Origin of the sequence: Mitsuaria sp. GD03876, from assembly GCF_029840635.1 — a bacterium.
Lineage (GTDB): Bacteria > Pseudomonadota > Gammaproteobacteria > Burkholderiales > Burkholderiaceae_C > Roseateles.
In genome coordinates this window covers 1-13998 of the sequence record NZ_JAOCCU010000050.1, presented here as the reverse complement: position 1 = coordinate 13998, position 13998 = coordinate 1, and the positions used below count along the sequence as shown (strand labels likewise).

The window sequence follows — 13998 nt, the reverse complement described above, 5'->3', positions numbered from 1 at the left end:
CGTGTTCAGGTCTGAAAGCCGTGGCATCGGGACGCCTCGCTGGAATATTTGTCCATAGTTTGACAAATAGTCCAATGATCGTCAGACTGCCCGACATGCCCAAGAAGACTCCCGAGCAGCAGTTGCTGCTGGCGCAGCTCAAGCAGGTCGCCGAAGGCCTGGCGCAGACCTTCGCGCCGTTCACCGAGGTCGTCGTGCACGACCTGCTGGACCCGGCGCATGCGGTGCTGGCCATCCACAACAACCTCTCCGGCCGCGAGGTCGGCGATCCGGCGACCGAGCTGGGCCTGGCGCGGATCATGGATCCGGGCTACGACCAGGTCATCGCCAACTATCCCAACCAGTTCGCGGATGGCCGCCAGGCCAAGAGCACGTCGATCGGGATCAAGGACTCGCAGGGCCGCTACATCGCGGCGCTGTGCATGAACGTGGACCTGACGCTGTTCCAGGGCTTCCAGAGCGCCATCAGCAAGTTCACCGCGATCGAGGGCGGCACGGCAGCGCGGGAATCGCTCGACCCCTCGGGCGCCGAGCTGATCCGCGCCCGGATCGACGAGTTCGCCGCCCGCCTGGCCTCGACGCCGCGCGCGTTGAAGCCGGACGACCGCCGCACGCTCGTGAAGGAGCTCAAGTCGGCGGGCCTGCTGGAAGTGCGCCGCGCCATGGACACCATCGCCGCCCACCTGGGCGTTTCCCGAGCGACGGTCTACAGCGACGCCAAGTGAGCGCGAGCGCCGGCACCCGCATCCCCTTCCCTTCCTCAGGACTTCCCCATGCAGAACCTCCCCACCTATGACGACGTCATCGCGGCGGCCCGCCGCATCGAAGGCCACGCGCACAAGACGCCGGTGCTGACCTCCCGCACTGTCAACGACGAATTCGGCGCCGAGGTGTTCTTCAAGTGCGAGAACTTCCAGCGCATCGGGGCGTTCAAGTTCCGCGGCGCGTTCAATGCGTTGTCGCGGTTCAGCGAAGCGCAGCGCAAGGCGGGCGTCGTTGCGTTCTCGTCGGGCAACCATGCGCAGGCGATCGCGCTGTCGGGGAAGCTGCTGGGCATTCCGGCGACCATCGTGATGCCCAACGACGCGCCCGCGGCCAAGGTCGCGGCGACGCGGGGTTATGGCGGCAACGTGGTGCTGTACGACCGCTTCAAGGAAGACCGCGAGCAGATCGGCCGCAAGCTGGCGGAGCAGCATGGCCTGACCCTCATCCCGCCATATGACCATCCCGACGTGCTGACCGGCCAGGGCACGGCCGCGAAGGAGCTGTTCGAGGAGGTCGGCGAACTCGACGCCTTCTTCGTCCCGCTGGGCGGCGGCGGACTGCTGTCGGGCAGCGCGCTGGCGACGCGCGCGTTGTCGCCTCGCTGCGCGCTCTTCGGTGTCGAGCCGGAGGCGGGGAACGACGGGCAGCAATCCTTCCGCACCGGAAGCATCGTCCACATCGACACGCCCAAGACCATCGCCGACGGCGCGCAGACGCCGCATCTCGGCGAGATCACGTTCCCGATCATCCGGCGTGAGGTCAACGACGTGCTGACCGTCTCCGACGCCGAGTTGGTCGAGTGCATGGGCTTCCTGGCCAGCCGGATGAAGATGCTGGTCGAGCCGACCGGTTGCCTGGGCTTCGCGGCGGCGCGCCAACGCAAGGCGGACCTCAAGGGCAAGCGCGTCGGCGTGCTGATCAGCGGCGGCAACGTCGACCTGACGCGGTTCGCGAGCCTGGTCGCGGGCTGATCCCGGGGGCGCCATGGAAGCAGCGGATGCACATCTCATCGAGCTCGCCGACAGTGAGGCGCTCTCGCCGCCGGCGGGGCATTGCTCCCATGTGAGCGTGGCTGCCGGGCTGGCTTTCATCTCGGGGATGCTGCCCATCGACCGCGAGGGCACGCCGTTGAAGGACGCGTCCTTCGAGACGCAGACGCGTCAGGTGCTGGCTAACCTGGAAGCCGCGCTGGACCGCGTGGGGCTGACGCCGCGGGACTTGCTGCAGGTGCGGGTCTACATCACCGACATCGCGCAATGGCCGGCGTTCAACCGGCTCTATGCCGAGTGGATCGGCAGCCACCGGCCCGCTCGCGCGGTGGCCGGGGTGGCCGAGCTGCATTACGGGCTGGCGGTGGAGGTGGAGGCGGTGGCGCTCGCTGGCCTGACGGCACGGTGCGACCCTCTTGACGTGCGACCGTCCCGCACCTCACCGGTCTGAAGTGACCTCCATGCCTGTTTCGCGGATCGGTCTTCGCCGGCTGCATCTTTGCCCGCTGCCGATTTTTGAACTGCAGGTTTGAAGAGGACAACCTCAACGCTGGCTGCCAGTTCAGCGAGTGTTCTTGTATGCCTGCGAGCAGGCTGGGTGCACGGGCCTGCCTGAGGAGCACGCGGTCAAACGCTAGACGATCGGGCATCGCAGCGAAGACGCGCACTGGTTTCACAATCGCCCGATGGCCGTAACAGAGACCCCGTCCCCGATCCCCGAGATCTATCGAGTCTTCGCCGACTTCGCTCAACCGAGCCAGTACATCGAAGAGGATCTCTACGAACCCGAGCGCTTCGACTATGAAGAGATGCTGGGCGGAAAACCTCGCGAACATGTCGAAGCCCTCGATTTCGGCCTCGTCTCATGGAGCCCCCTCGGTCATCTCTCGCCTGCAGCGGGCGCCTATCTGCTTCCGAGATTGATGGAGCTGGCCGAGTCAGGATGCAAGGATCGGGACGGCGACCCGTTCCTGATGCGCTTCATCAACTACATCTCCCTCGGCCCTTTGGCTCGGGACTTCTCATTACTCGGCGAGGAGCAACGAGCTGCCGTGGTCGGATATCTCAATCACGTCGCGACGCGTCACTGGCAACTGGTGAAGTGCGAGTGCTGGGATGACGTTTTGGAAGAGACCATCCAGGCGTGGTCCACCACGTAGAAGCATCTCCCATCAGAAGCGGTCGCAATGATCCGGCTGTGCGTTGCTCTGCGGTGCCCCCACTCGACGAGCGTCAGAACGGGTTTGCCAGTTTGATGGGGGGCTGCTCTGCAGCGGTTGCAGCCTTTGGTCCACGTTGGTCGGATGACGGCTTCGCGCCGTATTCCCGACTGCGGGGCGATCCCACCGCGCGAGGTCCGAGATGCGGCGACTGCTATCGGTGCCGAACGGAGCGTGAAGTGCGCTGCCGATCGAAACTCAGTCATTGACGAAGAGCGTCAAACGTTGACTTAATGAAAGCCCCGGTTGTCGGCGCCAACAGCATTGGTGGCTTGGGCGGACCTGCGACTGCGGCGCCGGCCATCATGTTCCAATCGCGAGCTAGAAATCGCCGTCGACGACGCGTTGTTCGGACCTTCCCTAGCAACAATAAGATCGGCCAGGAGGAGATGCCATGCCAATGTCAGACGCATTCGAACGTGGCTCGGAATGGAGGCAGTGGGACCTGCACGTTCATACGCCCGCGTCCTTCTACTGGAAAGGCGCAAAGTTCGACGCTGACCCGAATTCTGCGCACAACCGCGGTCTCGTCGACCAGATGATCGGAGCCCTCAACGCCGCCCCACCTGCGGTATTCGCGTTGATGGACTACTGGACATTCGATGGCTGGTTCGCGCTTCAACGCCGCCTGAAGGAAGAGGGCGCGCCAAAGCTCAACAAGACCGTGTTCCCCGGTATCGAACTCCGGCTTATGGCGCCCATGAACATACCGGGAAAGCGTCTCAACGTACACGTCCTGTTCTCCGACCATACCCCGGATCAAACGCTTCACGACTTCAAATCAATGCTGCGCATTGCGGAGACTGGCAGCGCGCTCTCGAATGCCGGGCTTATTGAACTGGCGCGGACGACGTCCGAGGATAACCTGAATCACAAGGGCTTCAAGAAAGCCGATATGGCCGACGAAGCCAACGCGCTTCGCGCAGGATGTTCGCTGGCCGAGTTAACTGCTGAAAGCTACAAAGCGGCAATCGCGCACGTCAAGGATGGTCTCGCCATTGGCTTCATGCCGTTTGATACCAGTGACGGTCTTAAGGAAGTGAAGTGGCAAGAGCACTATGCGTTCTTCATTTCGCTGTTCAAGTCATCCCCGATCTTCGAATCGCGCAACCTCGAATTGCGCGATTGCTTTATTAATGAACCGACCGAGAAGAATAAGGAATTCCTGAAGAAGTTTCAGGAACGACTAGGCAACGTTCCTCGTATTGTCGTTTCGGGCAGCGACGCCCATTGTTTCGTCGGAGTCAAAGGTGACAACGACAAACGCGGCTACGGTGACTTTCCATCCGGAAAGATCACATGGATCAAGGCGGATCCGACGTTCTTCGGCCTGCAGCAGGCCATGATGGAGCCTGCGAAGCGATCATTCATCGGCGATCGACCGCCGAAACAGATCGAAATCGAGAACAACAAGCCTTTCTTTATTGACCGCGTCGAGATCACCAAGCACGTCGCCGCCGCGCCGGGGATTTGGCTTCATGGCACCACGATCCCCCTCAACTCCGACCTAGTTGCGATCATCGGCAACAAGGGCAGCGGAAAGAGCGCCCTTGCCGATGTGATCGCGCTTCTCGGCAATTCCCGGCAGAAGCAGCATTTCTCATTCCTAAGAAAGGAGCGCTTCCTCGGCAAGAACGGTGAGCCTGCGAAGAACTTTACCGGCAAGTTGACGTGGGTCGATACCAAGAGCGGGACCAGGGTTCTCTCTGACGACCCCGCACCCGACAAGGTCGAGATGGTGAGATACATCCCGCAGAACCATTTCGAAGCTCTATGCAACGCGCACATCACCGGAAGCTCCAACGCCTTTGAGCAGGAGTTACGCTCGGTGATCTTCTCGCACACCAGCGAGCAGATTCGCCTCGGCGCGCACAACTTCGACCAATTGATAGAGCAGCAAGAGGACGGGTTCCGCATTCAGCTGAACGACTTCCGGAAAGATTTGCATCGCGTCAATGGAGAGATTGCGGCCATTGAAGAGCAGCTTCAGCCCAGCGTTAAGAGCTCGATACAGGAGCTTCTCGCGGCCAAGAATCACCAGATCGACGAGCACCAAAAGATCAAGCCGATGGTTGGTCCCAAGCCGGCAGACGCGCTGACGCCAGACCAACAGGCGGCGACCACGCGCCTTGAGCAGATAGCGGCTGAACTAAAGACGCTCGAGACGAATGCAGCGAAAGATGCGGCGACCAGCCTAGCGCTTGCAGGGAAGCTCAAGGCTGTCCAAAACATCCGGGAGCGCGTGCAGGTGCTGACGCGCGCGCACGCGCAATTCCTGGTCGACACTGACAAGGATCTGGCGTTGCTGGGCCTTGCAGCCGATGCAGTCGTCGCGTTCACAAGCAAGGATGACGCGCTGCAGGTCATCGCCGATGCTATCCCAGGCCAGCAGAATGCTTTGCAGGCAAACAGCGATGCAGCGGCCACACAGAAGATCAAGCTTGAGGACGAACGATCGCCCTTGAATGCCAAGCTAGATGGACCGCAGCTTCAGTATCAGCAGGAACTCGCGGCGCTTGAGAGTTGGAATCAGAAGCTCGCTGAACTGAAGGGTACAGCCGAAACGCCTGAGGCCCAGTTGGGGCTGCTGGAGCGGATCAAGCAACTCGACGAATTGCCGAAGCGGCTGACTGAACATAAGCAGGCACGCATGAATCTCACAGGCAACATCTTCGACGTCCTGGAGGCGCAGCGAAAAGCCCGGGAGATCCTTTTCAAGCCAGTGCAGGATCTCATCCAAAGTGACGAACTCATACGCGAAGAATACAAACTTCAGTTTCAGGCATCTTTGAACGGGTCTGCTGACGCTATCGCTGCGACCTTGTTTGATCTGATCAAACAAACGCACGGTGAACTCCGGGGCGTTGACGAGAGCCTTAATATCATTCGGGGCTTAGCCGACAAATTCGAGTTCGGCAGCAAGGCCGGCATTCTTGGATTCGTAGATGCCTTGCACCAGAAGGTATGTGAAGCGGCGAGTGCGGCCGGCAAGACCATGATCGGCGTCGCGTCCATACTAAAGAAGGACAAGGCAGTCGTTGATGTGTACGACCTGCTTTTTGGGCTACCATTTCTTGAGCCTCGATACTCGTTGCTCTTTCAGGAAACCCGGATTGAACAGCTATCACCGGGACAACGCGGCGCTTTGCTACTCATTTTCTATCTACTGGTCGACAAGGGCCGTAACCCGATTATTCTGGACCAACCTGAGGAGAATCTCGACAACGAGACGGTCTATAACCTACTTGTCCCTGTCCTGGCCAAGGCCAAAAAATTCCGCCAGATCATCATGGTGACGCACAACCCGAATCTTGCGGTCGTTTGCGATGCCGAGCAGTTGATCTGGTCCTCGTTTGATCGCAAGAACGGTTCGAAAATCTCATATCTCTCGGGTGCGATCGAGAATCCCGCCATCAACGGCCACGTCGTGGATGTGCTGGAGGGCACAATGCCGGCTTTCAATAACCGCGGCAACAAGTACCACCCAAGGGCGGTATAGCTAATTTTTTCGATCGGCCCCGGGCGTTAAGCGCGGGGATCGCGCTGACGATCGTTTTCGCCCGGTTCGCCGCCCGAGGCGCCGCGTGACCGCAGCCCTGACGTCGACAATCAACCAAACCAGCCGTTGACCGTGCCGCCTACGGATGTCTGCAACCAGCCTGAAGCGGACATCGGCTCCGCCGTGCAAGCGCCACACCGGATGCAGATGAACGCGCGGCGAATACGATGAGCCGATGACTTCCCGCCTGTTCCGCATCGAGCGCTCCAGCCTGGGAAAGATCGTTTACCTGTGGCTGTCGCCAGACGTCGAATTCCCGCGCTTGCCGTTCGGGACGCCATTTCGAGCCCTCGTGGTCAGCGAGCTTCATCCAGAAGCGGCACGGCAATCAGCGATCTGCGAATGGCTTGCGGCGTCGGGGTGTCGATACCTGATGGCGTGGGGTCAGGAGGCAAGCTCGTGGGACGACAGCATGGACTGGGCCGCCCTGGAGCGCTCCGGGTATGTCGTCGATGCCGATGGCGAGGACTTCATCCCGACCACTTGGCACGACGGGGAATCACTCGCTGAGGTGCTCCACTTCGCCTCGAACCATGCGAAGCACCCAACCCTGGAGCTTGAGGACCTGCTCGTCCTTCGCTTGGCTCACAGCCCCGACCCCGAAGACGTGCTTGGACAAGGCCCACGCTAGGCGCTGGTCGTCTCAAAACCGGGAGTGGCGCCCTGCTCGTTCGCCCCGGACCGATGGTCGCGCCTGGCGTAAGACGTCGAGGTGCCCGGTCATCAGGATCGAGCGACAAATCGCGGTGAATCGAGACACTCCGCCGCAATGACTTTCGTCACTCGCCCGAGCATTGCGCCGCCGCCCTCGTTCTGCCTAGAGTCCACCAGCAGTACGCCCGCATCCCCAGTCCTAGTACTTGTGAAAGGAAGAGAACATGAGACGTTCGGCGCCCCTCCTGCAGAACCGCGCCAGCATGGAATGGCGAAGGTTGAAAGAAGTGGTCCATCCTGGTACGGACTATCGCGTGCACGCCGTATTCAACGCCGGCTTCAATGCAGCGACCGATCCTGTGAGGCCGCAAGAGGATCCTCAGCAAAGATCGAACCCCTCAAATGGCGACGAAATCTGGTTCATTTGGGCCCAGAAGTTGGGGACGCTTCAACAACACATCAAGCTCTACAAGCCGCAGAAGCTGATCTTTGCCCACAAGAACTGTGGCTTGTCGGCGAAGCGTGGTTCACCGGGAGACTGGACGAAGCAGGGCATCTTGCCAGCCGATGCAGGTCAGTACTTCTTGGTGGTGAACGAAAAGATTCGGAACGCAGCCGAGAGTGGCGCGCCGGGTGCGCTCAGGGCCGCATTGATCGCTGAAGGCGTTCAGCCGAGCGAGCTTCCAGACTAGGCAGCCCGCCTGGCTCGCCCCTACGAATCCGAGCGCCTCGACCATGAAGAGATGCTCGGATGGGATGACGTTTTGGAAGAGGCCATCCAGGCGTGGTCCACCACGTAGAAGCATCCCCCATCAGAACCGGTCGCAATGATCCGGCTGTGCGTTGCTCTGCGGCGTCCAGACCTGATACGAGGCGACGACCGCGCCCGGGAACGCGCCTTTCCTGCACTCGACCAGCGCTTCGGTACTGCCTTTGATTCCCCATTCGACGAGCGTCGGAACGGGTTTAAAGCGGATGGCGTTGTTGCCTCGTTCAGCGCGGGTCGACAACGACGCGTGGGCCCCAGGCGTGGCGGCCGTGGAACGCGGGAGACGCAGTTCCAACGGTGGCAAGGACCCTTTGTCGGGGCCGCGAGGGCAATCCGTCATCGAGGAACGGCACAGGACAGGATTCGGTGGCTCAAGGTTTGAGGACACCGTCGCGTCAATTGGAGCGGGCTCGGTCGATGAACTTGCCATCGAAGGAAATGAGCAAACCGCGGCAACCAACATCGTCAGCATCTTCAAGTTGGCGGGCGTGGTCATGGTCGTACCGGTGCGAGGTTCGCGAGCAGCGGAGGCGGACGGCCCGCTATGCATCGCCTGGAACATTGCTGAACACCAGGGACGTTCGAGCGGCGCCATCGACCCAGCGATAGCCACGCAACACCCCCTCCTGTTTGAACCCGCATCGTTCCAACACGCGGATAGATGCCTTGTTGTCCTCGAGCGCTGTTGCTTGAATCCTGAAAAGGCCTTTCGTTCGCGCCCAATGGGTCACCGCTTCGCATGCTGCCGATGCGAGGCCGCGGCCCCAATGCGTCGGATGAATGTCGTAGGCGATCTCGGCGCTTCGGTGGTCCCGCACGATCGAATGCAATCCAACAGTACCGATGAGCGAGTCGTCGGACTGCAATGCGATCGCGAACCGAAGTTGCCTGGCACCTTCTTCAAAACTCGCCGCGTTCACGAACTCTTCAAGTTCATCGACGCGTTGGGGCCGCCAGCTGATGCCCTGTCGCACGGCGTCGCCCTGCAGGTACGTCAGCCAGCGTGCGAGGTCCGATGTTTTCACCGGCCTGAGGAAGGCCCAGTCCAGGCCAAGTGTCGGAAGCATCGAGTAGGCGTCCTTTGTTTGCCGGGCTGTCATGTCGCCAGGAAACTCGTCAGCACGGGATCGTTTCATGGGGCGGGTCGCCCCTCAGCCCAACCCGTCGCTCATAACCGCATACCAAGCCATATAACGGTCTCGGTGGACGCAGACACCACTGGCGTCAGCATGCGGAGCCAAAACGACCTCGCCCGACCTTGGAAATGAGCGGCTGAGCTGTCGTGGTGCTGCTGCTCTTCTTGCACGATGGAACTGATGGCGACGACCGCGGCGTCATCGACACCGGCCAGGTCCCGAAGCTGGTGCTTCAGGTGACCGAGAACCACCCGTTCCACCGCGACCGTCGTCGCGGCAATGGCGCTACGACCAAAGAGCGCGGTGATGACGCCAAGCGTGTAGCCGCCGACGCCACACAGCAGGTAGCTGCGGCAACGCCGGACACCCCGGCGCTCAAGCTCGGCCTGGAATATGGCCCTGTGCTTTTCCTCGTGCGATTGGAACTCGGCGAGTTCGTCGAGGAGACTTCGACACGTGACCTGAGCCACGAGGCGCTGGCCCGCATAGATATTCACCGCGCCATGCTCGCCCGCATGGTTCACCTTGAGAGTTCGCTCAGCAAGACTGTCCGCTGGGCGAGGCAGCGCGATCAATTTCATGCAGTGAATCGCTTTCGAAGTTGGCTCGGCATTTGAGCATGCGAGCCACGAATCGCGCGCTGGAGAAATTCCCTCGGAAGCAGCTTGGCGCCTTGTCGCCAAACCGGGCGTAACAGTCCACGCAGTTGGCCTCGCATACGATGAGCCATGACCCCGATTCAGCAATGGCACGCCACCCGCCGCCTGCGCCTGCTGCTGCAGACGCTGCGCGACATGATGGTCTCGATGGGACCGCTGCTGCTGCTCGGCGGCGGCTTGCTGGTGGCGGCCTACTGGTGGCTCGACCCGCAGCCGCCACGCCAGGTGCGGTTGGCCACCGGCCCCGCCGGGAGCGCCTATGCCAACTTCGGCGAAGGCTATGCGAAGGCGCTGGCGCGCGAGCGCATCCAGGTGCAGCTGATCGGCAGCGAAGGCGCGCAGGACGACCTGGCCCATCTGCGCGCGGGCACCGCCGACGTGGGCTTCGTGCGCGGCGGCATGGCCGATCCGGCGGCCGACACCGAGGCCGGCATCGTCTCGCTGGGCAGCCTGTTCTACGAGCCGATCTGGATCTTCTATCGCCGCGATCTCGGCGTCGCGCGCCGCCTGCCCGGCGGTGAACTGCAGCGCCTGACCCAGCTGCGCGGCCTGCGGGTCAACGTGGACCAGGACGGCAGCGGCGTCCCGCAGATCGTCGAGAAGCTGCTGGCCCTGAACCAGCTGAAACCGACCGACCTGCGGCTGTCCAACCTGCCGCCCGACGCGGCCGGCGCGGCGCTGCGCGAGGGCCGGCTGGATGCCGCGGTGCTGATCTCGGCGCCGCAGGCCGGCTTGATCCGCGCGCTGCTCCGGGACCCGGCCATCGCGCTGATGGCCTTCGAGCAGAACGAGGCCTACTCGCGCCACCTGCCCTTCCTGTCCACGGTGACGCTGCCGCGCGGCGTGGTGGACCTGGCGGCCGACCTGCCGCCGCACGACGTGCCGCTGCTGGCCACCACCACCGCGCTGCTGGCACGCGAGCAGACGCACCCTGCCCTGCGCCAGCTGTTCGCGCAGGCGGCGCTGGGGCAGCACAGCGGGGCCGGCTGGTTCAACGGCGCGCGCGACTTCCCCAACACCCGGACCAGCGAGCTGCCGGTCAGCGCCGAGGGCGACCGCGCGATCAACGGCACGCCGCCGGCCTGGGCGCGTTACCTGCCCTTCTGGGCCGGCAATCTGCTGGAACGCATGTGGCTGGTGGTCGGCGGCCTGCTGGTGCTGATGCTGCCGCTGTCGCGCGTGGTGCCGCCGCTCTACACCTTCCGCGTGCGCTCGCGGGTGTTCCGCTGGTACGCGCGGCTGCGCGAGGTGGAAGCGAAGCTGGAAACCGGCACGGGCGAGCGCGAGGCCCTGCTCGACGAACTGGACGAACTGGACCGCGTCACGCACCGCATCGCGGTGCCGCTGTCCTATGCCGAGGAGCTCTACGCGCTGCGCAACAACATCCACGCGGTGCGCAAGCGCCTGCTGGCGCAGCGGCCTCGGCCGGCGGACGGGCCGACCGAGTGATCGACGAGCGGTTTGAAAGCCAAGGGCATTCGCCTTGAGCGCGTGCCGCTCGCTGACGATCAGTAGCCCTGAACCCAAGCCAAGCGCCCGTCACTCGACGGCCGCGGGCTCGCCCTCCGTGTGCCGCTCAGGCTCCGTCGTGCGCAGAATCTCGTTCAGGACGGACGTCGCGTAGTTGCCGGCGGGCAAGGAGAACGTCAGCACCAGTTGATCGGCCTGCGGCCATTCCCACGACATGTCCACCGGGCTCGCCACCAGCGCGCGGCGCTCCTGATCCAGGCCCGCGTGTTCCATGCCGTCGCACAAGGTGGCGTGCTGTCCGGCCACGCCGTTCTCCAGGGCCTGCGCCTGATCGGTGGTGGTCACTCGGCCGCGTCCCCAGAGCGGTCCGGTGGGTCGGCCCGCCTCGTCCATCACGTCACCGGGCAGGGTCTGCCCCCACAGCCCCTGCTGGATGCGCAGCGCCAGCACTTCATTGAAGACGAAGGAGCGCACCGCCGACAGGTAGATGCCCTTCTTCTTCGGGTTGCGCACGCGGATCTCGCGCGCCAGCATCGCCCGGCCCTGCTCGACGTTGCCGCCGTCGTGGCCGAAGCGCTGGGCGCCGAAGTAGTTGGGCACGCCCTGCGACGCGACCGCCGCGAGATTGGCCTCGATGGCGGCGCGGTCGCCGGTCACGTCACGCAGCACGATGCGGAACCGGTTGCCCTGCAGGTCGCCGGGACGCAGCTTCTTCACGTGGCGGGTCTGGCTCAGCACCTTGAACTCCGGGTGCTGGAACTGGGTCAGGTCGGGCGTCTCGCCCTTGGGCCGATAGATGCTGAACCACTGCCGGGTGATGGCATAGCGGTCCTTGAGGCCGGCATAGCCCACGTCCCGTTCCTCGACGCCGACGGCCTCGGCGAGCTGCTGGGCGATGTAGGCCGTGTTGGCGCCGTTCTTCTCGATGTCCAGCCAGATGTGCTCACCCTCGCCGGAGGGCAGCTGCAGCGGCAGCTCGGTCACGATGAAGTCCTCGTTGAGGAGCTTCAGCGTGGCGCTGGCGCCGCTGTGGGGATAGGCATGGGGCCACTGGGGCAAGGTCGTGTATTGAGCGTCGGTCATGGATGGTCTGACGGCACCCACTGGAGATCGGGACAGGCAGTCTGTCCGGCCAGGGGCGGTCGAAGCCGCGATTCTCCCCCCACCGCGGGGCTACGATGCGGACCGCCCCATCGCCCGCGCCTCCCCGATCCCTTCGCCCCGGAACGCCCATGCTCATCGACGAAAAAGGCCCCTTCTTCCACGGCACCAAGGCCGAGCTCCGGCCAGGCGACCTGCTCACCCCGGGCTTCAGGTCGAACTACCAGCCGAGCATCGTCATGAACCACATCTACTTCACGGCCCTCGCCAAGGGCGCCGGCCTGGCGGCCGAGATGGCCAAGGGCGACGGCCGGCCGCGGGTCTACGTCGTCGAGCCGCTCGGCGACTTCGAGAACGATCCCAACGTCACGGACAAGAAGTTCCCCGGCAACCCCACCCGTTCCTATCGCAGCGCGCATGCGCTCAAGGTCGTCGGCGAGCTGGACGACTGGGAGCCCTACGACGCGGCGTTCATCGAGACCCTGCGCGCCCGCGTCGCGGCGGGCATGGGCGAGATCATCAACTGAGCGCCCCTCCCCCGCGCGGCTTCACCCGCGGGACTCAAGGCCGATCGTCGAAGGCCGCGAACACCTCCGAGACCCAATCGACGAACAGCCGCAGCTTCGCGCTCAGGTGCCGCGACGCCGGGTAGACGACGTGCAGCGGATGGCGCGGGCGGGTCCAGTCGTCCAGGATCGCGCACAGCGCGCCGGATGCCAGGTGCGGTGCCGCCGCGAAGCGGAAGGTCTGCCCCACGCCCGCGCCCGACAGCAGCGCGCTCAGGTGCGCGGTGCTCTCGTTGACGGCCATCGCCGCCTCGCCGGCGACCTGCAGGGACTCGCCGTCGCGGTGGAACTCCAGCGGGAACGCCCGTCCCGTCAGCGACGAGAAGTAGCCCGCGATCGCATGTCCCGGCACGCGCGCCCGGTCGTCCGGCCCGTGCGCCCGCGCGATCAGTTCGGAGGGATGTTTCGGAACGCCCCGCGCCTTCAGGTAGACCGGGCTCGCGCAGGTGACCCAGTCGAGATCGGCGATGCGGCGCGCGACCAGCGTCGTGTCCGCGAGCTCGCCGCCGCGGATCACGCAATCGACGCCTTCGCCGATCAGGTCGACCGGCCGGTCGCTGACGCCCAGGTCCACGTGCAACTCGGGATGTCGCGCGCGAAAGTCCGGCAGCGCCGGGATCAGGATCATGTTCGCGAGCACCGATCCGATGTCCACGCGCAAGCGCCCCCTCGCCTGCGCCCGCGACCGCGCGGCCAGTTCGTCCATCTCGGCGAGGTCCTCGATCAGGCGCCGCGCGCGCTCGTAGTACGCGGCGCCCTCGGGCGTCACGCTGACGCGCCGCGTCGTGCGCTGCAGCAACCGGGTGCCGAGGTGACGCTCGAGGTCCTGCACGAGTTTCGTCACGGTCGGGCGCGGGATGTTCATCGCGTCCGCGGCTTTCGAGAACGCACCCGATTCGGCGATGCGCACGAAGACGCGCAGCGCGAGCAACTGGTCCATGGAACTCCTCCTGGCTCGGCGCGTTCCGACGACGGATGGCTGACCGGCGGGCCGATTATTCATCACCAGGAAAAAAGATATCGAGATCGTCGCCTTTATTCGAATCGGATGAATTCTTAAGCTTCGCTCACCTTTTCAACACCTCGCAACTGGAGCGAAACATGAGCAAG

14 protein-coding genes are annotated in these 13998 nt (G+C 63.7%); 9 read left to right on the top strand and 5 right to left on the bottom strand.

Features of this window, described 5'->3' with window-relative positions; translation table 11 throughout:
* Positions 1-95: 95 nt before the first annotated feature.
* The 7 genes from N5D62_RS23780 (at position 96) to N5D62_RS23750 (ending at position 7879) form a co-directional block, all read left to right on the top strand.
* On the top strand, positions 96-725 hold the full coding sequence (locus tag N5D62_RS23780) for a PAS domain-containing protein (RefSeq protein ID WP_279760432.1): 630 nt from the start codon (positions 96-98) through the stop codon (positions 723-725).
* Positions 726-773: 48 nt separating this feature from the next.
* On the top strand, positions 774-1736 hold the full coding sequence (locus N5D62_RS23775) for a threo-3-hydroxy-L-aspartate ammonia-lyase (protein WP_279760431.1): 963 nt from the start codon (positions 774-776) through the stop codon (positions 1734-1736).
* A 13-nt stretch (positions 1737-1749) separates the two neighbouring features.
* Entirely contained in the window at positions 1750-2205 is a 456-nt protein-coding gene (locus tag N5D62_RS23770; RefSeq protein ID WP_279760430.1) for a RidA family protein, read from the top strand.
* A 235-nt stretch (positions 2206-2440) separates the two neighbouring features.
* Entirely contained in the window at positions 2441-2914 is a 474-nt protein-coding gene (locus tag N5D62_RS23765) for a hypothetical protein (RefSeq protein ID WP_279760429.1), read from the top strand.
* A 454-nt stretch (positions 2915-3368) separates the two neighbouring features.
* Positions 3369-6473, top strand: a complete 3105-nt coding sequence (locus tag N5D62_RS23760; protein WP_279760428.1) for a TrlF family AAA-like ATPase — start codon at positions 3369-3371, stop codon at positions 6471-6473.
* A gap of 235 nt (positions 6474-6708) precedes the next feature.
* A complete protein-coding gene (locus N5D62_RS23755; protein ID WP_279760427.1) occupies positions 6709-7164 on the top strand; it encodes a hypothetical protein in 456 nt (151 codons plus the stop codon).
* Positions 7165-7411: 247 nt separating this feature from the next.
* On the top strand, positions 7412-7879 hold the full coding sequence (locus tag N5D62_RS23750) for a hypothetical protein (protein WP_279760426.1): 468 nt from the start codon (positions 7412-7414) through the stop codon (positions 7877-7879).
* A 120-nt stretch (positions 7880-7999) separates the two neighbouring features.
* Here the strand turns inward: N5D62_RS23750 and N5D62_RS23745 are convergent, their stop codons facing one another.
* The 3 genes from N5D62_RS23745 to N5D62_RS23735 are packed head-to-tail and all read right to left on the bottom strand — an operon-like array spanning position 8000 to position 9673.
* Positions 8000-8452: a hypothetical protein gene (locus N5D62_RS23745; protein ID WP_279760425.1), complete on the bottom strand. Its 453-nt coding sequence runs from the start codon at positions 8450-8452 to the stop codon at positions 8000-8002.
* Between the two features lie 46 nt (positions 8453-8498).
* A complete protein-coding gene (locus tag N5D62_RS23740; protein ID WP_279760424.1) occupies positions 8499-9092 on the bottom strand; it encodes a GNAT family protein in 594 nt (197 codons plus the stop codon).
* Between the two features lie 32 nt (positions 9093-9124).
* Positions 9125-9673 (bottom strand): demethoxyubiquinone hydroxylase family protein, encoded by a 549-nt coding sequence (locus N5D62_RS23735; RefSeq protein WP_279760423.1) that lies wholly within the window; start codon positions 9671-9673, stop codon positions 9125-9127.
* A gap of 147 nt (positions 9674-9820) precedes the next feature.
* Between N5D62_RS23735 and N5D62_RS23730 the strand changes: the two genes are divergently transcribed.
* Positions 9821-11200: a TAXI family TRAP transporter solute-binding subunit gene (locus N5D62_RS23730; RefSeq protein WP_279760422.1), complete on the top strand. Its 1380-nt coding sequence runs from the start codon at positions 9821-9823 to the stop codon at positions 11198-11200.
* Between the two features lie 90 nt (positions 11201-11290).
* On the opposite strand, the gene truD is transcribed toward N5D62_RS23730, so the two are convergent.
* The gene (gene truD / locus N5D62_RS23725) at positions 11291-12304 is read right to left on the bottom strand and encodes a tRNA pseudouridine(13) synthase TruD (protein ID WP_279760421.1); all 1014 of its coding nucleotides are present in this window, start codon (positions 12302-12304) and stop codon (positions 11291-11293) included.
* A gap of 149 nt (positions 12305-12453) precedes the next feature.
* Here truD and arr point away from each other — a divergent pair, with 149 nt between their 5' ends.
* Complete coding sequence (gene arr, locus N5D62_RS23720) at positions 12454-12849, top strand: NAD(+)--rifampin ADP-ribosyltransferase (protein ID WP_279760420.1); 396 nt, start codon at positions 12454-12456, stop codon at positions 12847-12849.
* Between the two features lie 34 nt (positions 12850-12883).
* Here arr and N5D62_RS23715 read toward each other — a convergent pair whose 3' ends face one another.
* Positions 12884-13828 carry a LysR substrate-binding domain-containing protein gene (locus N5D62_RS23715; RefSeq protein ID WP_279760419.1) on the bottom strand — a complete coding sequence of 315 codons (945 nt, stop codon included), beginning with the start codon at positions 13826-13828 and terminating at the stop codon, positions 12884-12886.
* Between the last annotated feature and the right edge of the window lie 170 nt (positions 13829-13998).